The sequence below is a fragment of the Bacillus sp. 179-C3.3 HS genome, from assembly GCF_047229225.1.
Classification (GTDB): domain Bacteria; phylum Bacillota; class Bacilli; order Bacillales; family Bacillaceae; genus Bacillus.
The window spans coordinates 31,232-49,629 of the sequence record NZ_JBFEFT010000020.1; the positions used below are offsets into that span (position 1 = coordinate 31,232).

At 40.5% G+C, this 18,398-nt stretch carries 15 protein-coding genes and 1 pseudogene; 1 reads left to right on the forward strand and 15 read right to left on the reverse strand.

The window, feature by feature from the left end:
- Positions 1-8: 8 nt before the first annotated feature.
- The 5 genes from lpdA to AB1K80_RS12765 form a co-directional block, all read right to left on the reverse strand.
- Positions 9-1,433: a dihydrolipoyl dehydrogenase gene (gene lpdA / locus AB1K80_RS12745; RefSeq protein WP_412857006.1), complete on the reverse strand. Its 1,425-nt coding sequence runs from the start codon at positions 1,431-1,433 to the stop codon at positions 9-11.
- Complete coding sequence (buk, locus tag AB1K80_RS12750; protein ID WP_412857007.1) at positions 1,423-2,544, reverse strand: butyrate kinase; 1,122 nt, start codon at positions 2,542-2,544, stop codon at positions 1,423-1,425. Before buk ends, lpdA begins: the two co-directional genes overlap by 11 nt.
- A gap of 34 nt (positions 2,545-2,578) precedes the next feature.
- Positions 2,579-3,673: a branched-chain amino acid dehydrogenase gene (gene bcd, locus AB1K80_RS12755; RefSeq protein ID WP_412857008.1), complete on the reverse strand. Its 1,095-nt coding sequence runs from the start codon at positions 3,671-3,673 to the stop codon at positions 2,579-2,581.
- A gap of 25 nt (positions 3,674-3,698) precedes the next feature.
- On the reverse strand, positions 3,699-4,592 hold the full coding sequence (yqiS, locus tag AB1K80_RS12760; RefSeq protein WP_412857010.1) for a phosphate butyryltransferase: 894 nt from the start codon (positions 4,590-4,592) through the stop codon (positions 3,699-3,701).
- 125 nt (positions 4,593-4,717) lie between these two features.
- A complete protein-coding gene (locus AB1K80_RS12765) occupies positions 4,718-6,793 on the reverse strand; it encodes a sigma 54-interacting transcriptional regulator (protein WP_412857011.1) in 2,076 nt (691 codons plus the stop codon).
- 149 nt (positions 6,794-6,942) lie between these two features.
- Here AB1K80_RS12765 and AB1K80_RS12770 point away from each other — a divergent pair, with 149 nt between their 5' ends.
- Entirely contained in the window at positions 6,943-7,203 is a 261-nt protein-coding gene (locus AB1K80_RS12770; RefSeq protein ID WP_412857012.1) for a DUF2627 domain-containing protein, read from the forward strand.
- Here the strand turns inward: AB1K80_RS12770 and AB1K80_RS12775 are convergent.
- From AB1K80_RS12775 to dxs, 10 genes and pseudogenes are all read right to left on the reverse strand, one after another.
- Positions 7,200-7,952 carry a glycerophosphodiester phosphodiesterase gene (locus AB1K80_RS12775; RefSeq protein WP_412857013.1) on the reverse strand — a complete coding sequence of 251 codons (753 nt, stop codon included), beginning with the start codon at positions 7,950-7,952 and terminating at the stop codon, positions 7,200-7,202. The genes AB1K80_RS12770 and AB1K80_RS12775 overlap by 4 nt on opposite strands.
- 224 nt (positions 7,953-8,176) lie before the next feature.
- On the reverse strand, positions 8,177-9,277 hold the full coding sequence (locus AB1K80_RS12780) for a tetratricopeptide repeat protein (protein WP_412857015.1): 1,101 nt from the start codon (positions 9,275-9,277) through the stop codon (positions 8,177-8,179).
- Positions 9,278-9,763: 486 nt separating this feature from the next.
- Entirely contained in the window at positions 9,764-10,276 is a 513-nt protein-coding gene (locus AB1K80_RS12785; protein WP_412857016.1) for a hypothetical protein, read from the reverse strand.
- Between the two features lie 27 nt (positions 10,277-10,303).
- A pseudogene (locus AB1K80_RS12790) lies at positions 10,304-10,539 on the reverse strand (IS1595 family transposase); the annotation flags it as partial.
- A gap of 80 nt (positions 10,540-10,619) precedes the next feature.
- A complete protein-coding gene (gene spo0A / locus AB1K80_RS12795; protein ID WP_412857017.1) occupies positions 10,620-11,420 on the reverse strand; it encodes a sporulation transcription factor Spo0A in 801 nt (266 codons plus the stop codon).
- A 285-nt stretch (positions 11,421-11,705) separates the two neighbouring features.
- A complete protein-coding gene (spoIVB, locus tag AB1K80_RS12800) occupies positions 11,706-12,983 on the reverse strand; it encodes a SpoIVB peptidase (RefSeq protein WP_412857018.1) in 1,278 nt (425 codons plus the stop codon).
- Between the two features lie 196 nt (positions 12,984-13,179).
- Positions 13,180-14,916 (reverse strand): DNA repair protein RecN, encoded by a 1,737-nt coding sequence (recN, locus tag AB1K80_RS12805; protein WP_412857019.1) that lies wholly within the window; start codon positions 14,914-14,916, stop codon positions 13,180-13,182.
- Positions 14,917-14,951: 35 nt separating this feature from the next.
- A complete protein-coding gene (ahrC, locus tag AB1K80_RS12810) occupies positions 14,952-15,401 on the reverse strand; it encodes a transcriptional regulator AhrC/ArgR (protein WP_412857021.1) in 450 nt (149 codons plus the stop codon).
- 151 nt (positions 15,402-15,552) lie between these two features.
- A complete protein-coding gene (locus AB1K80_RS12815) occupies positions 15,553-16,416 on the reverse strand; it encodes a TlyA family RNA methyltransferase (RefSeq protein ID WP_412857022.1) in 864 nt (287 codons plus the stop codon).
- The gene (dxs, locus tag AB1K80_RS12820) at positions 16,413-18,314 is read right to left on the reverse strand and encodes a 1-deoxy-D-xylulose-5-phosphate synthase (protein ID WP_412857023.1); all 1,902 of its coding nucleotides are present in this window, start codon (positions 18,312-18,314) and stop codon (positions 16,413-16,415) included. Before dxs ends, AB1K80_RS12815 begins: the two co-directional genes overlap by 4 nt.
- Positions 18,315-18,398 lie beyond the last annotated feature (84 nt).

Sequence of the window (18,398 nt, forward strand, 5' to 3'; positions counted from 1 at the left end):
CTCCTTCATTAAAAATGGATCGCCTTTCCATCCACTGCAAGTGCCGCTTCGCCAATTGCCTCTGACAAGGTTGGGTGCGGATGAATGGTTTGCCCCACTTCCCACGGCGTTGCATCCAGCACTTTGGCCAATCCAGCTTCAGATATCATATCTGTTACATGAGGACCAATCATATGAATCCCTAAAATGTCGTCCGTGTGTTGATCGGCAATGATTTTGACAAACCCATCTGTCTCACCAAATACAAGCGCTTTTCCAATCGCCATGAATGGAAATTGACCGATCTTTACTTCAAAGCCTTTCTCTTTGGCTTCTTGTTCAGTGAGTCCAACACTTGCGGCTTCTGGATGAGAGTAGACACATTTGGATACAAGTGTCTCATCTAGCGGCTTCGGATTCTTGCCTGCCATGTGTTCCACTGCAATGATGCCTTCATGTGAAGCAACATGCGCTAGCTGAAGCCCTCCAATGACATCTCCAATCGCATAAATATGCGATTCTTTCGTTTGATAATGTTCATTCACGACAATACCGTGTGTTTCAGTTTGGATCTCAGTGTTCTCAAGCCCTATTCCTTCGATATTCGGTACACGTCCGACTGAAAGCAATAGTTTTTCTGCTTCAAACGACTGAATGTCTCCATCTTTGTCAACTTGAATAGTGACATGGTTGTCGTGCTTTCCTACTGTATCCGGCAGTACTTTCGCCTGTTTGATAAAGGTAATGCCTTTTTTGGACAGAAGCTTTTCCATTTCTTTAGAAATGTCCTCATCTTCTGTTGGTAATATTCGATCCGCATACTCAACCACCGTGACATTCACTCCAAAATCATGCAGCATTGATGCCCACTCAATTCCTATGACACCGCCGCCTACGATAAGCATTGATTGCGGGAGTTCTTGTAATTCAAGCGCCTCATCCGATGTGAGAATGCGCGTACCATCTGGCTCAAGCCCTGGTAGTACACGGGGTCTTGATCCTGTCGCAACGATGACCTGTTTTGGAATCAGCATCTCGTTCTCATCGCCATTTGCCATTTCAACCGAGATCGTACCTGGCATCGGTGAGAAAATGGATGGGCCCAAAATTCGGCCAATTCCTTCATAGACATCAATTTTCCCTTGCTTCATGAGATGTTTGACTCCGCCAGCTAATTTCTCAACGATATCTGATTTTCTTTTTTGTACATTTGCAAATTGTAAGCCGATTCCGCTGGCATCTACGCCAAATTCTGCGGCCCGCTTCACCGTTTGATACACTTCTGCGCTTCTCAGCAAAGCTTTAGACGGGATACATCCTTTATGAAGGCAAGTACCGCCAAGCTTTGACTTTTCTACGACGGCTGTTTTCAATCCAAGTTGAGAGGCACGAATAGCTGCTACATAGCCGCCAGTGCCTCCACCAAGAATGACGAGGTCATATTCAGTTGCCATGACGTGTCACTCCTTTCTGATTCCTTTGATCATTAGGGTATTCTTTCGGTGATTCTTCTTCTTTTAAAATACGAAGTGCACCTTCTGCTAAAGATTGCAATTCGTTCTCACCTGGGTAGACCACAACATCTGAAATCCAGTCGATGTATCCTCTAATATTTGAAGTGATCATTTTACTGTACGCTAGCCCGCCTGTTAACACAATGACGTCTACTGCGCCTTTTAAAACCGCGCTAGCCGCACCGATCTCCTTGGCAATTTGGTAGCACATGGCCTCATAAATGAGACGCGCGTCTTCATCGCCTTCTTCTATCATGCGCTCGACTTTCACCGCATCTGTTGTGCCGAGATAGCCAGCAAGACCCCCTGCACCAATAATGCGTTTCAGCATTTCCTCTTGCGTGTATTGTCCAGAGAAGCAAAGATTGACCAAATCACCTGTTGGAAGTGTCCCTGCTCGCTCCGGACTAAATGGACCTTCTCCGTGAAGGCCGTTATTGACATCAATGACTTTGCCTTTTTCGTGAATGCCAATTGTAATGCCGCCACCCATATGGGTAATGATCATATTTAAATCTTCATAACGCTTTCCAAAAGAAGCGGCGGTTCTTCTTGCCACTGCTTTTTGATTTAAGGCATGAAAAATACTTTTTCGTTCAATGGTCGGTAAACCTGAAATTCGAGCGATCGGCTGTAATTCATCTACGACAACCGGGTCTACAATAAATGCAGGAATATTGAGGCCAAGTGCAATCTCTCTTGCGATAATCCCGCCTAGGTTCGATGCATGCTGTCCTGCGTACCCTTCTCTCAGATCCTTCACCATCTGCTCATTTACTTCATACGTGCCACCTTCAATCGGACGAAGAAGACCGCCTCGCGCACAAACCGCATCAAACTTTGAGATGTTCATCCCTTGATCATGGAGCGTTTTAAGAATCGTTTCTTTTCGAAATGAAAATTGATCAATGATATGTGGATACCGCTTTAATTCCTCATCCGTATGCCTAAGTGATGTTTCAAAAATGGATCGCTCATTATGAAACACACCAATTTTTGTTGAAGTCGAGCCAGGATTAATCGTGAGTATACGCCATTCTTTTGTCAGCAATAACAAAACCTCCGTTTCAACTCATGCTTCACAATTAGCGTCGGTTTAAAATGTGTTGACCATTTTGAAGGAATTGACTTCTTGACTTACGCATTCTTTCAATTCGTTCTTCTGCCAAACGATCTGCTGCTTTATATGTTGGGATGGCATCGCGGTTTGAAATTTCGATCACACGTTCAATATTTTGATAAATGCCCTCTACTTTTTTCATGGCACGATCAGCATTATAGCCATATAGCTCATCAGCTACGTTAATCACGCCACCAGCATTGATCACATAATCCGGTGCGTACACGATACCCATTTCATGAATAAGATCTCCATGATGCGTTTCTTTTAACTGGTTATTCGCCGCACCTGCGATGACTTTTGCTTTGATTTTCGGAATCGTCACATCGTTAATCGTTGCACCAAGAGCACATGGTGCATAAATATCACAGTCTTGTTCATAAATATCATTAGGATCTACAGCTTTCGCGCCAAAATCATCTACTGCACGTTGAACGGACTCTTTATTGATGTCTGTCACAATCAGGTTCGCGCCTTCTGCATGTAGATGTTTACAAAGGTTATAGGCGACATTTCCCACACCTTGTACAGCGATTGTTTTTCCTTCTAATGAATCTGTGCCAAAAGCGGCTTTTGCAGCGGCTTTCATCCCTTTATACACACCATAAGCTGTGACAGGGGATGGGTTACCGGATGATCCAAATGCAGGTGAAATTCCTGTGACATAGTCTGTTTCTTCATGAATGAGGTCCATATCCTCTACAGTCGTTCCTACATCTTCAGCTGTGATATAGCGGCCATTCAGTCCTTGAATGTAACGGCCAAATGCACGGAACATCTCTTCATTTTTGTCTTTTTTCGGATCACCAATGATCACGGTTTTTCCTCCACCTAAATTAAGACCAGCTGCAGCATTTTTATATGTCATTCCTTTAGCAAGTCGCAACGCATCTTCAATCGCTGCTTCTTCGTTTTCATATGTCCACATTCTTGTTCCACCTAGTGCTGGTCCAAGTGTCGTATCATGAATCGCAATAATTGCTTTTAAACCTGATTGTTCATCCTGACAAAATACTAGTTGTTCGTAATCGTATCGTTCCATATATTTAAAAATTTCCATTGTGTATTCCTCCTATTGTTTCCACTTAATTTGATGTACAAATGGCAAGCGCAATTGAATACAGCTTGCTTTCTGCTGAATCAGACCGGCTTGTTAAAGCAATCGGCGCCTTCGCTCCTGCGACGACAGCCCCCACTTTTGCGTGTGCAAAATAGATGAGGGATTTATATAAGATGTTTCCTGCTTCAATTGTTGGCACAAGTAAAATATCTGCATGTCCGGCTACATCACTCGTTATATTTTTATGAGAAGCCGCTGTTTGTGAAATGGCATTGTCTAAAGCCAGTGGACCATCAATGAGACAGCCTGAAATTTGACCTCTACGATTCATTTGCGTCAGACTAGCAGCAGTTAAGGTCGAATCCATAGCTGGGTTCACTACCTCTACCGCCGATAACACCGCCACTTTTGGCATATCATTGCCAACGTCATGTGCTACTTGGACGGCATTGATGGTAATTTCTTTCAGCATATTAATATCCGGTGCAATATTCATTGCAGAATCTGTCACATAAATAAATCGATCGAATCCAGGCACTTCAAATGCTGCGACATGTGATAAGACGCTTGCTGTACGGAGCCCATATTCTTTATTTAATACGGCTTTTAACAGCACTGCTGTTGGCACATGCCCTTTCATTAAGATATCTGCATGGTTCTCACTGACTGCCTGAACAGCAATTTTTGCAGATTCTTCTGGTGAATCAGAATGAATGATGTCTATCCAGTCTTCATTCATCTCATGCTGTTTGACTAGTTCTTTCAGGTTGCGCTTATTTCCAACTAACAAAAAGCGAGCGACCTTTCGTTCAATTGCCATGTTGATGGCATGAAGCACTTCTTCGTCTTCTGCATGAGCCACAGCTGCTGTTTTATTTTGCAACTGTGAGGCTTTCGTAATCAGATCGTCAAGCTTCATACATGCCCACCTTTCTTTATGTTCGGTTCATCTTTTATGATGCAAGTTTCGTGCCAGCTTTTCGTTCAAGTCAAATGGCGAATTCGATCAGGATTCAATGCAACTTTTTGCAGGTAACGCGCATATTATTGCATGCTATCTTTTGCAAGCTGGTATTTATCCATTTTATAGTAAAGGTTACGAATACTAATCCCTAACGTTTTTGCTGTTTTTGTCCGATTGAATTGATGTTTTTCCAACGTTTGCTTGATAAGCTGCGCTTCAAAGGCTTCAACAGCATCCGAAAGCGTCTCGCCCTCAAATTGCCCTACAGCAAGTTCCTGTTTCGCTTCTTTTTCTTCATTTTCTTCTGATTCCATGAACGCAATGTGTCCTTCATCTATCCATTCTTCTTGCGGGTTTAAAAAGATCATTGCTCGTCCAAGAACATTTTCAAGCTCTCTCACATTACCTGGCCAGCTGTACGAGCGAAGCCTATGTATAGCATTCTCCGTTAAGCCGCGGACATTCCGACCATAATCTAAATTGATCTTTTGGATCAGGCGTTTACTTAGCGATTCAATATCTTCAAGACGTTGTCTTAGTGGTGGAATTGATATTGGATATCGATTCATTCGATAATATAAATCTTCACGAAATTTGCCTTCCGCCATCGCTTTTTCGATATTGACATTTGTCGCCGTAATCACACGGACATCTACCGGTATTGCTTTTGTTCCGCCTACTCTCACAATTTCTTTCTCTTGCATGACACGCAGTAATTTCGCTTGGGTACTTGGAGACATCTCGCCGATTTCATCTAGAAAGATACTGCCTTGATTCGCTTCTTCAAACAGTCCTTTTTTGCCGCCTCGTCTTGCACCAGAGAACGCTCCATCTTCATAGCCAAATAGCTCTGATTCTAAAAGAGTCTCCGATAACGCTGCACAATTCACTCTCACAAATCGGTTATATTTCCTGTCACTTTCATTGTGAATAGCGTGGGCAAACAGCTCTTTTCCTGTTCCTGATTCTCCCCGGAGTAGGATGGTAGCTGGTGTTTTCGCACCAAGCTTCGCTTGCTCTAGCGCAACCAGCATTTGTTCACTCTCTCCTATGATGTCTTCAAACGTGTACTTCGCCTCAAGGGTACGAATGAGTTGTCTTGCTTTATTTAATTCATGGGTGAGCGCTTGAATTTCAGACACGTCATGAATGACCCCGACACTGCCTTTCAGAATGCCATCAACGATCACAGGCGCAACGTTTACGATGACTTCTTTTTTGTTCGGTCCTACCTTCATTCTCGCGCCTCGAACAGGTCTTCTTGTTTCAAGGACCTTCAAATGCATGCTTTCTCCTTCAGAGATATCTGCGCCGGCTGGTTTTCCTACGATTTCCTTGTCCGTTAAACCGGTCATTTTCGTATATGCGCGGTTAATTAATATACCTTTTCCCTGCTCATCGACAACAGAGATGGCTTCATCTGATGATTGAATGATGGCCTCAAGCATCGTACGGACTTCTTTTAGATTGGTCACTTCCTCAGCAAGCTCAACGGCATCTGTAATATCTTTAAAGATGGATAAAGCGCCAAGCATTCTTCCCGCGTCATCAATAATCGGGAGACGCGTCGTGACAATTTGGAATTGCTGATTTAAAAACTGTTTCTGATTAAACTCCGGCTCTCTTGACCTTAAAATATCAGGAAGTTTTGTATTCGGAATGACTTCTTTAATGTGACGGCCGATGGCATCTTGTTGTGTGCAACCAACCATCTTCGCTGCCGACCGATTAAACAAAACCACTTCTTCATCCATATTGATAAAGATCATGCCATCATTCGTCGCATTAAAAATGCGGTCATGTTTATAGGTTTGCTCCTTAAGCATTTGAATGAGCTCTTGCTTCTTTGCCATTAATTCCGACATCACATAGGCCATTGAACTCGGCACAATGACGGTCGATTCTAGCTTTTCTTCAATGAGTTCTTTTAGCACGGCCGAACGGCCTGTTGTTTCTATGATGATATCAATGTCTGCTTTTATGTAATCTTTCCAATCGGTTGTTGTCCTAATGCCATTCTTTTTCGCTTCTACCATCCCCGGTGCCCCGTGATCAAGGTCGGCGATCGCAACGATTTGAATCATATTTGTTTTCAGCATTGTTTCAAGTAAAGCTGATCCACCTTGTCCTGCACCAACAATTAAGACTCTCTGCATCCCGTTACCCCTTTATATGAAAAATTTTGCACACTATATTTTTCCGTTGCAAAAAATTGCACAACTCTTATATTACCACGTTTTCCTTTCTTGACAAAATATTTTTTGAATTAGACAATGGAAGTAAATGACGATTAAGGGGACATTTGATGGGGAGAATACTTGCATTAGTAATTATTTTAATACCTGGCGCCTTTGCAGCTCTTGGGATTAAGCTGCTTCGCGACACTGTTTTTGGGATCATCATCGCGCCATTTCCATTTTTATGGCTGCAAGGAATTGCAGGGTTGTTATTTTTAGGAGCAGGTCTTTATGTGGTTGCAGGATTTATTTTATACAGAGACCGTAAACGGAATAAAGTCACCGCTCGTTTCAAACAAAATCGAGCAATCAAAAAAGACCTGCCTTAATCAGCAGGTCTTTCTTTCATATTCTCCCTTATTTTCACTGCACGGTCAGGGAAATCAGTGAAAATTCCATCTACACCTAATGAAAACATGGACGCCATTTGTTTCTCACTATTCACCGTAAACGGCCTGATCACTTGATCAGTCGCATGAAGTGCAGATACAACTTCTTTTGTCACACCGGCTCCCTTTATATTCGGGTGATACCCTTTGGCCGGGATCGTTTTTAAATACATGTCCGGCTGATGAATGACATCCATCGTCAGGACAGACAGTTCAATATGCGGCATTTGTTGATGAAAAAGAGCTAAACTTCCGTGGTGGAATGAAGAAACAATGACACGATCCTCGATTTGATAGTGTTCAATTTGCGCTTTCACCTTCTCCTCAATGCCCGGATATCGATAAACTGAATTTTTCATTTCAATATTGATCACACAAGACGTATGATGTGAGACAAGCTCTAATACTTCTTCTAATATCGGGATGGATACAGCACCTGTTTCTTCATAAAAAGAATGACTCGCATCCCCCGCCTTTAATTCTTCATATGTATGGTCTTTTACTAGTCCTTTTAAATTCGTTGTCCTGTTTAACTTCTCATCGTGAATAACAGCCAATCTGCCGTCTTTCGTCAACTGAACATCAAGCTCAATTCCGTCTGCCCCAGAATGTAATGCATGTTCAAATGCAATCATGGTGTTTTCAGGATATATGCCTTTAAAGCCTCTATGTGCAAATATTTTCGTCATGTGTCACCTCTCAAAATGATGATCATCTTTATTATGACGTGTCTTTTATTGTTTTTCCAGTTTGAACATAAAAAAAGACCTCTTCCTACTGACAGAAGAGGTTAGACATAAATTCGATCACGTAATCGCTCTGATGGCTTGCTCTGTCGTCTCTGCGTCAAGAGCAAAAAGGGAAGAAACAACTGCGACTGCTGCAACGATTGTTACACCTAACAACAACTTTTTCATAGAATAACCTCCACTTTCTTTTGAAGTATTTGTGCATCGAATTTCTTTTCAAGAAAACGAATGGCTTGTTGGTAGTCATTTCGCTCCTTGAAGTATTTCGATATTTGTTCAGACAAATCCTCAAGTTCTACATATAGTCTATTTTTTTCTATGTAGTCTAATTTTTCAGAGAATAAGTCTGCTGCTCCACTATTTTCGCACATCAAATCTAAAATTTCAAATTTTGCTAAATATTCATGATTTTGGATGTCGCAACTATAATGAATTCCTTCTTTTATGTACACGTCTGCCTCCCGATGCCCTAAATGAACCAAAGCATTGGCAAGTACGTATAGAGACTGAATGTAGTAATGACGATTTTCTCGATGCATTTGAATACTCATGCCCTTTTTCGCATATTCAGCGCATTTCTCATAATCAGGCTTTGCATAATAAAGCACAGCCAAGTTATGATAGCACTTCCCAATGAGCACTTCATTGTTGATATGCTTACTTTTTTGAAGAGCCTCTTGATATTTCTTCTCTGCCTCATCGAATTGGAATAAATCAATACAATTACTTGCATGTAAAATTAAACTGTCAATCGCTTGCGCTGTATATTCTTCATGCGCTTTGAATGTATCAATTGCTTTTTTAATATGATTAATGGAAATAAAATTTTGTTTGAGTTCATAATAAACAGATGCGACTTTGTGGTGAAAAGTCCCTACTTCAAGGTCTTCATTCACCCGTTTCAGACGCTGTTCTGCAATTTTGTAAAAGCTAATGGCCTCATCATACTTCTTCACATAAGCCGCATATTGGCCCTTATAAAAGTAAAAATAAAAATTAATAATGTCATCTGCTTTCTCATCTAGCGTTCCGACACTTTTCATGATTTGATTGGCTTTTTCTATATTACCAAGTAACATTTCATGTCTACCGTTCACAAGTTGATAATACAGAAGAACTTCTCGGTCTTCATCTATATTTTTTAGCAAATTCTGAATTTTCTCTTTATAAACAGCAGATTTCTCCAGGTCATTTTGAGAAATGACCCTCGTCCACTTGCTAATTTCATTCGCAACCTCAGCAGAGTGGATTTTCAGCTTTCCCATAACCTCACCCTCTTCTTTTCATTATTATAGCATAGTAAAAGAATGTGAAAATTATTAAATTCGACAATGGGAATATTCAGTTCAAATGGCACATTTTATATAGAGCCAGTGACTTTAAAACGTGAATCAATCATGCCAATAGAAATAGAACTTTCGATCTTATTTGATGATTTTTCCAATTTCATCAGACCTTTTCCTCTCACCCTTTTACTTACATGGGCGGCTCATTCTCGTTTCACATGTCACTTTTGATTGATTGACGTTGCTGATTATTACTACTTTATGTCATGTTCATTTCATTCATTCTACCTTTTTCATTTTATTCTGAAAATAAAACAACCCATTTGCCGATTTGAATACAATGATTATCTTATCAACGAAACCATTTTTTTACAAGATTTTCATTTTTTAAAAATAGACTCTTTTAAATAACACTCTTGATTTTTATAAAAAATTAAGGACCTATTTTTTGGTCCTTTTCAGATTTTATTTCCCCCAATATTCGATTGTGACATCTGAGTATTCGTCCTCGCTTAAAACAAACCCGAAATTGGATTCCTCTGAAACAACAACCAAATCATCGTGCATTTCTAACATCAATTTCATAGCAAAATTTTTGCATTCTAATAATGGTAGTGTTAAGGCAATTGGATAATCAAGATAGAGTTGGTTACTACTCTTAAAGTAAAAACCAAATGTAGAAGGGTAAAGCAGAACGTCTTCCTGTTCGTAATTCTTAAAGTAATCAAAAATAAAATCAATCTTTGACTTTATTGTTTCTTCATTATAAGGGAATTTAAAAGATTGGATTTCTTCAGTTTTTATTCGGTTATAAACTTTTTTATGCACTTCTTCAGATTTTGAATAATCGACAAACTCTTTATCGGAAATATCTATGTCGTGGTAATTCTTTAAATCGTCTACAAGCTGTATCTTTGCATTTTTTACTTTGTTTTTATTCAGTAACTTCTCTAACTGAATTTTTCTATCATTTGTCATAATATCACCCTATTACAAGACGTTGTTTTATTCAATCGTTTTATAAATGATAAGCTGCAATCTGAGCTTATCATAAGTCATATTTGTTGAGAAAAAAACTATCAACAATCATTTAGCTTACAGTGGTATTATCATTGCGGTGTTTGATCATTTGCAGAAATTGAAACCAGGTCAAATCATTATTGTCGAGGTATTCCATTGAAACGGTTTATACAACCCTTTAGGAGACTGTGATAGTTATTTACGTTTTGAATATGGTATAGACTTCATTTAACCAAATATCAAAAGAGACTAAAAATAAAAAAACGTCTCATGTTAGAAACGTTTTTTTAAGTCATTTGTTTTAGCTTGCTCGATGTTCTAGACGTAAACGATCGGCAACCATTGCAATAAACTCTGAGTTGGTCGGTTTTGCTTTTGACATGCTGACTGTGTAGCCAAACAGCGAGGAAATGGAATCAATGTTTCCTCTACTCCAAGCCACTTCAATCGCATGACGAATGGCTCGTTCTACTCGGCTGGCAGTCGTGTTAAATTTCTTCGCAATGTCTGGGTATAACACTTTTGTGATGCTACCGAGTAGCTCAATGTCATTGTATACCATTGAAATCGCTTCTCTTAAGTATAAGTAGCCTTTAATATGAGCAGGTACTCCGATCTCATGTATAATGGTTGTAATGCTCGCATCTAAGTTTTTACGTTTTGGTTCCGGTTTATTTCGAAGGACACTGTTTTGGATAGATGAAGAGCGATGCGTGACTTGTGTACCGTTTCCACTGACTTGACGAATATGCCCAACTAAGTTTTCCATGTCAAATGGCTTTAGAATGAAGTAAGAGGCGCCTAAATCGACCGCCTTTTTCGTCACATCTTCTTGTCCAAATGCTGTCAACATAATGACACTTGGTTGTTTTGACATGTCAGAATCACGAAGACGTTCCAGTACCGCAAGACCGTCTAAATGAGGCATGATAATATCTAAGAGGAGAACGTCGGGCTCTTTATCTTTCAATAAGGTCAGACATTCCTGACCATTATATGCCACACCAAGCACTTCCATATCTTCCTGTCCTTCAATATACTCTGTCAAAAGGCCAACAAGCTCTCGATTATCATCCGCTACACACACTTTAATTTTCTCCACGTTCTTTCCTCCCCAATGTCGATTCCTTTAGTCTTTTGCAATTGTCTTCTGAGTGTTCAATTCGACAAAACCATGCTATCCCCTTTAAAAAACTTTTATTTTCCGAATAATAGAGGTTTATCTTGTTTTTTCTAGGTTTTTCTCAATGAATCGACGATTATCACAATTTGACAATAGGTTCTTTTCCAGTTTGTCGAAAAATCTCTTTTTCCTTATTTTATAACACGTTTATCAAGAATGAAAGGGGAGAAAAAAAACTGCCGGTGGATGTCGGCAGTTTTTTCATCAGCTGGCTTTTTTGTTTTTTTGATATAGATCAATTCCTGCTTCTGACAGCATCCATTCAATATGGACACCATATCCGCTTGTTGGGTCATTGACGAATACGTGAGTGACCGCTCCAATGATCTTCCCATTTTGAATAATTGGACTTCCGCTCATCCCTTGAACGATTCCACCCGTTTTATTCAATAATCGATCATCTGTGACCTTTACCACCATTCCTTTTGTTGCTGGGAATTTTTGCGGTGTGGTGCTGACAATTTTAATATCGAATTTTTCCACTTTGTCATGGTCTACAACCGTCAAAATTTCCGCCGGTCCTTCTTTGACTTCGTGGGATAAAGCGACTGGAAGCGCTTTGTCTGCTACATGGTTTTCAAGGTTTTCGGTTAATTTACCGAAAATACCGAATGGACTGTTACGTGAGATATCACCAATGGTCTTTCGTTCAGAAGAAAACCGAGCTAATTTTTCTCCCGGGTTTCCACCTGTGCCTTTTTCAATAGATGTCACAGTTGATCTAACGATTTCACCATTATCGACAACGATTGGTTTTTTTGTATCCATGTCTGAAATCACATGCCCAAGGGCACCATATTTTTTAGATGTTGGGTCAAAGAATGTCATCGTTCCAATTCCAGCAGCAGAATCGCGAATGTAAAGACCAATACGGTATGTGCCTTCACTTGCATCTTTTGCTGGTGTTAAAGTGGTTTGAAATGTTTTATGATCTCGTTTAATGAGTAAATCAAGCGTTTCCCCTGTTTTACCCGCTTTTTGAATAAATGGTGTGAGGTCATTCATTTTCTCCATTTTTTGGCCATTGATTTCGATGATCATATCCCCTGTTTGAATGCCGGCTGCTTCACCTGGTGATTTTTTGCCGTCTGTTGTTGTGATTTGATGAAAACCAACAACGAGAACTCCTACAGAGTGGAGCTTTACACCGATTGATTGTCCTCCTGGAACGACTTTTAGTTCTGGAAGAACATCGACTTTTGTTTTCTTAATAGGAAATCCTTTAAAATCATAAACAATTTCGGCCTTTCCCGCCTTTTCTCCAGTCACTTCTAGTTGGTTCTTCTTTTCTGCAAGACGAAAGGCTGGTGAAGAAGCATTTGCGGTCGCTTCAATGGAGGTTTCGATCGATTGCTTCTCATGTTCAAATACGGCGATATTTGTTGGAATGTTGATATATTCTTTCACTATGCTCATAAACCCTGTACTGATTAAAGAAACAAGGAGAATCACACCAATGGCTTTTCTCATCTTTTCGGGCATTCATTTTTCACTCTCCTCGCTCCTACCCACACCAGAACAATCATGTTTTGGCTACATCATTACTTTTGCCTTCTTCGTGTTGATTTATAACCGACTCATTTAGAAAATGATTGGATAAATTGATAAAAGAAAAAGACGATTTCCTGCGTATAGAAAGCAAATGTGAGACAAACGAAAAAGGCAGCTGATCATTCAGCTACCCTGTTGTTTTCACATCACTTGCTTGGTGTAATAATTCTTTTGCGTGTTGCTTTGTTAAGTCCGTAACTTCTACACCTGCAATCATCCGTCCAATTTCATTCACTTTTTCTTGATCATTCAATGGTTTGACACTCGTTAACGTTCTACCGGCTTTCGACCGTTTTGAAATAAACAAGTGTGTGTCTGCCATCGCTGCTACTTGAGGTAAATGTGTGATGCAGAGCACTTGTGAACCAATCGCCACTTTATATATTTTCTCCGCAATCGCCTGTGCTACTCTTCCACTGACACCTGTATCGACTTCATCAAAAATAATCGACGTCACCTCTTGTTTAGCGGAGAAAATACTCTTCACTGCTAGCATGACACGTGAAATTTCTCCTCCTGATGCCACTTTTGATAAAGATTTCATTGGTTCACCCGTATTTGTTGAAATGACAAACTGCGCTTGATCTATGCCGTTTTTACCAAGCTGGACAGGTTTACCGTCTAAAAGCGGACAATCGGCGCTATGCTCAAAAGAAGCATAGCGAACGGAAAAAGCCGTATCAAAAGATGATTTTTCCATATACAAGTCCTTTAATTCAACTTGTATTTGCTTCGCTAGTCGTTTTGCCCATTTTTTACGGAGTTCTGACACATTGACTGCTTCCAGTAGTGCATCACGACTTAGCGCATCAAGCTTGTTTTTGAGCGTTTGCACATGACTGTCTCGATTTTGAATTTGATCAATTTCTTCTTCAACCTTTGCTGCGTACTCTAGAATGTCTTCCACAGTGGTTCCATATTTTCTCTTTAACTGCTTCATTTCATTCAATCTGGACTCGATGAAATCTAGACGCGCTGGGTCAAATTCTAATTGATCTAGCAAGTTCCTCATCTGAAATGTGGAATCCTCTAATAAGTAAAAGGAATTCGACACTTGTTCAGAGAGCTTTTTTAAATCTTCATTGATCTCTGATACCTGCTCTAGCTCACTTGTTGACATACCAACCCAATCTAATCCTCCTTGTTCATTGCGTAACGCATTATACGCATTTTGAAGAGAGGAATAAATTTTTTCGTAGTTACTAATTTGATGGCGTTCTTCTTGAAGCTTCTCATCTTCACCTGGCTCCAGCTGAGCCGCTTCAATTTCCTCTAGTTGAAATTGCAGTAAGTCTAAACGATGCGCCATTTCTTGCTCATTTTCAGAAAGTTGCTTTAACTTATTCGCTGTCTTGACATACTGATCATATGCTTCTCGATATTGTGCTAAAGCAGGTGCAATCTCATCTGCCCCAAATTGATCAAGCAGGTGCAAATGATTTTCGTCTTCCATCAATAACTGATTATCATGCTGTCCATGAATATCGAGCAAAAGCCGCCCGACCTCTCTTAATAGTGAGATGGTGACAAGTTTGCCATTAATCCGGCAAATACTTTTCCCATTTTGATTGATATCACGATGAAGAACCATCATTTCATCAGATGCGTCAATCCCGTGTTCTTCACATAATGAATACACAGGATGATCGGAAGGAACGAGAAAGAGGCCTTCTAGCTCCGCTTTTTTTTCACCGTAACGAACAAATTCAGACGATCCTCTTCCTCCTACAAGAAGTGAGACTGCATCAATGATGATTGATTTTCCAGCACCTGTTTCCCCTGTCAGAACTGTGAGTCCTTTTTCAAATGAAACCGTTAACTCTTCAATGATTGCAAAGTTTTTAATGGTTAGTTCTGCTAACACTCATTTGACACCTCTTTTTGTAAACCAGATGGTTCTTATAAAAGCTCTAAAATCTTCGTTGATACTGTTTCCGTATCGTCTGGAGTGCGGCAAATGATGAGAATGGTATCATCTCCACAAATCGTCCCCATGATTTCTTCCCAGTCTAAATTATCCATTAAAGCCCCGATCGCTTGGGCATTTCCAGGCATCGTTTTCAAAACGATTAAGTGACTGGCTGCATCCAATTTAATAAACGCATCCATTAAGGAACGCTTCAACTTAGATAACGGATTGAAACGTTGGTCTGCAGGAAGGCTATATTTATATGTGCCATTATTTGTTGGCACTTTCACTAAATGCAGTTCTTTTATATCGCGTGAAACTGTAGCTTGCGTGATGTTATATCCATCCGCTTTCAAGATATCGACTAACTCATCTTGCGTTTCAATTTCTTGGCTTGCAATGATTTCTCTTATTTTGATATGCCTTTGACCTTTATTCATTTTGACCCCCCTAGGCGTACATTCTCAGATTGTCTTTACGTTCTATGTTATATGATGCACACTTTAAAAAACAAGCATGACATGTGAAATCATCCATTCTCGTGTTTTCACCATGTAAAAAGGAATAATAGCGAGCTATTATTCCTTTTGTTCAACGGTCTGATGTGTCAGTCAGCTCAGGACTATTTTTCTTTTCTTTCAGTACAGCATGGGCTTCCTTGACCACTTGTTCAAGCGAAGAAGTTGGCAGTGACGCATTCTCCTCTTGATCAGGGCGAAGCACCAAATGAAGCAGGAATTCAATATTCCCATCTCCACCTGTAATAGGAGAAAACGACACATCCGTCACATCATAACCTTCTTTTGCAGCGAATTGATTCATTTCTTCTAGTACACCGAGGTGAACAGCTGGTTCACGCACAATCCCCTTTTTCCCGACAAGTTCTCTACCTGCTTCAAATTGAGGTTTGACTAGCGCGATACAGTCTCCACCTGGGACAAGAATATGCTTTAATGCTGGGAGAATAAGTTTGAGTGAAATAAACGACACATCAATTGACGCTACTTCCGGCAACCCTTCAGTAAAATCAGCTGGAACAGAGTGGCGGAAATTGGTGCGTTCCATTACGACGACACGCTCATCCTGCCTTAACTTCCATGCCAGTTGATTGTACCCAACATCAACAGCATATGATTTCACTGCCCCGTTTTGCAGTGCACAATCGGTAAAACCACCCGTCGATGAACCAATATCAATGAGTAGCTTCCCTTCTACTGTTAAATCAAATTCTTTTAACGCTTTTTCGAGCTTTAGTCCACCACGGCTGACATATTTCAGCGGGTTTCCTTTTACGATAAGCGGTGTATCGCGTGCAATTTTTTCTCCTGGTTTATCCAAACGGTTTTCGTTTGAATAAACAATCCCTGCCATGATGGCGCGCTTTGCTTTTTCTCTCGTTTCCATTAGTCCTTGTTCCACTAATAGAACGTCAAGTCTTTCTTTCTTTGATGTCATGATCCAATTCCTTTTCTTGGTGCTGCGGGAAACAGGTCACGTAATCGTTGTGCTGCCTGCGTTTTCGTCAGACCAATTTCTTCAAGTAGTGCATCGACACTTCCATGCTCAATAAATTCATCTGGAATGCCCATTCGTTCTACTTTTACATGTGTTGCTTTCTTATCATGTAGATATTCTAAGACGCTGCTTCCAAATCCACCTTGGAGAACTGCTTCTTCAATGGTTAAAATCGGAATTCCTTCACCTAGAATCTCATCTAACATGTGTTCGTCTAGTGGCTTAATAAAACGTGCATTCACTACACGAATGGACTTTCCTTCTTTTTGCAATTCTTCAGCGGCGTGCATCGCCATTTTGATTGTTGTACCAAAGGTTAAAATGACGGCATCCGTACCTGGACGAAGCACTTCCCAAGTTCCAATCGGAATTGTTTTGAGCTGTTCATCCATTTTCACGCCTAGTCCATTTCCGCGCGGGAAACGCATAGCAATTGGACCATCATCATATTGAACCGCTGTATGAACCATATGCTGTCCTTCGTTTTCATCTTTTGGCATCATGAGCACCATGTTTGGCATGTGACGCATAAAAGCAATATCAAACACACCTTGATGTGTTTCACCATCAGCGCCAACAAGACCTGCACGGTCAATTCCGATGAACACATTTAAATTCTGACGGCAAATATCGTGCAGTACCTGATCATAGGCTCTTTGAAGGAAGGTTGAATAAATAGCTAAAAATGGTTTCATGTTTTGCGTTGCCAGTCCAGCTGCCATTGTTGCGGCATGCTGTTCTGCTATTCCTACATCAAACATTCGCTCAGGAAATTCTTTTGCAAATCCTTCAAGCTTGGAACCAACAGGCATAGCAGGAGTAATCGCAACAATGCGTTCATCTTCTCGCGCTAACTTTCTGACTGTTTCACTGACTAGTCCGCTCCACGAAGGCGCCACCGCTGCCGGTTTCACAAAATCTCCTGTTTCTATTTTGTAAGGACCTGTACCATGCCAAGTGCCAATTTTATCAGATTCTGCCGGCTTATAGCCTTTTCCTTTTTTGGTGATCACATGAAGGAGGACAGGACCTTTTGTTTTCTTCGCATACTCAAGATTTTCAAATAAATCTTCATACGAATGACCATCTACTGGACCTAAGTACGTGAATCCCATCTCTTCAAAAAACATACCTGACACTAGCAAGTATTTTAGGCTGTCTTTAATGCGCTCTGCTGTTGCTGCTAGCTTTCCACCAACTGCTGGGATGCGCTTGAATAAATATTCGAGCTCGTCCTTTACCCAGTGGTATTTACCAGCTGTACGCAATCTGCCAAGCATTGTGTGAATCGCACCCACATTTGGGGCGATACTCATTTCATTGTCATTTAAGATGACGATCATGTCTTTCTTTTCATCACCAATGTGGTTGAGCGCTTCTAATGCCATACCACCTGTTAACGCCCCATCACCAATGATCGGGAGAATGTATTCGTCAGTCCCTTTGATATCTCTTGCGGCTGCCATTCCCATCGCACCAGATAATGAGGTTGAACTATGACCCGTCTCCCACACATCATGTTCACTTTCATTTCGTTTAGGAAAACCGCAAAGTCCTTTATATTGGCGAAGCGTATCAAACTCTGCGCCTCTTCCCGTTAATAACTTGTGAACATAAGATTGATGTCCAACATCCCATAAGAATTTATCTTTCGGGCTGTCAAATACTTTGTGAAGGGCAATGGTCAATTCGACAACGCCTAGATTAGGGCCGATGTGCCCGCCAGAGTTCGCTAAGGACTCAATTAAAAACGTACGAATGTCAGCACTTAGCTCCTCTAATTCTGCGTTTGACATTCCTTTTAGAAACGTTGGATTTTTTATTGATAAAAGATCCAATCAGGATCAACTCGCTTTCAACAAAATTTCTACATACATCTATCATGCCTTATCCCTACAAAAACAAAAAAGGAATAAGAGTTG

Coding starts and splice junctions, on each gene's coding strand:
- AB1K80_RS12770 (WP_412857012.1), top strand. CDS start 6,943: ATGGGGAGAATACTTGCATTAGTAATTATTTTAATACCTGGCGCCTTT.
- AB1K80_RS12765 (WP_412857011.1), bottom strand. CDS start 6,793: ATGCAGAGAGTCTTAATTGTTGGTGCAGGACAAGGTGGATCAGCTTTA.
- AB1K80_RS12785 (WP_412857016.1), bottom strand. CDS start 10,276: ATGACAAATGATAGAAAAATTCAGTTAGAGAAGTTACTGAATAAAAAC.
- AB1K80_RS12775 (WP_412857013.1), bottom strand. CDS start 7,952: ATGACGAAAATATTTGCACATAGAGGCTTTAAAGGCATATATCCTGAA.
- yqiS (WP_412857010.1), bottom strand. CDS start 4,592: ATGAAGCTTGACGATCTGATTACGAAAGCCTCACAGTTGCAAAATAAA.
- bcd (WP_412857008.1), bottom strand. CDS start 3,673: ATGGAAATTTTTAAATATATGGAACGATACGATTACGAACAACTAGTA.
- AB1K80_RS12780 (WP_412857015.1), bottom strand. CDS start 9,277: ATGGGAAAGCTGAAAATCCACTCTGCTGAGGTTGCGAATGAAATTAGC.
- AB1K80_RS12815 (WP_412857022.1), bottom strand. CDS start 16,416: ATGACATCAAAGAAAGAAAGACTTGACGTTCTATTAGTGGAACAAGGA.
- spoIVB (WP_412857018.1), bottom strand. CDS start 12,983: ATGCCCGAAAAGATGAGAAAAGCCATTGGTGTGATTCTCCTTGTTTCT.
- ahrC (WP_412857021.1), bottom strand. CDS start 15,401: ATGAATAAAGGTCAAAGGCATATCAAAATAAGAGAAATCATTGCAAGC.
- lpdA (WP_412857006.1), bottom strand. CDS start 1,433: ATGGCAACTGAATATGACCTCGTCATTCTTGGTGGAGGCACTGGCGGC.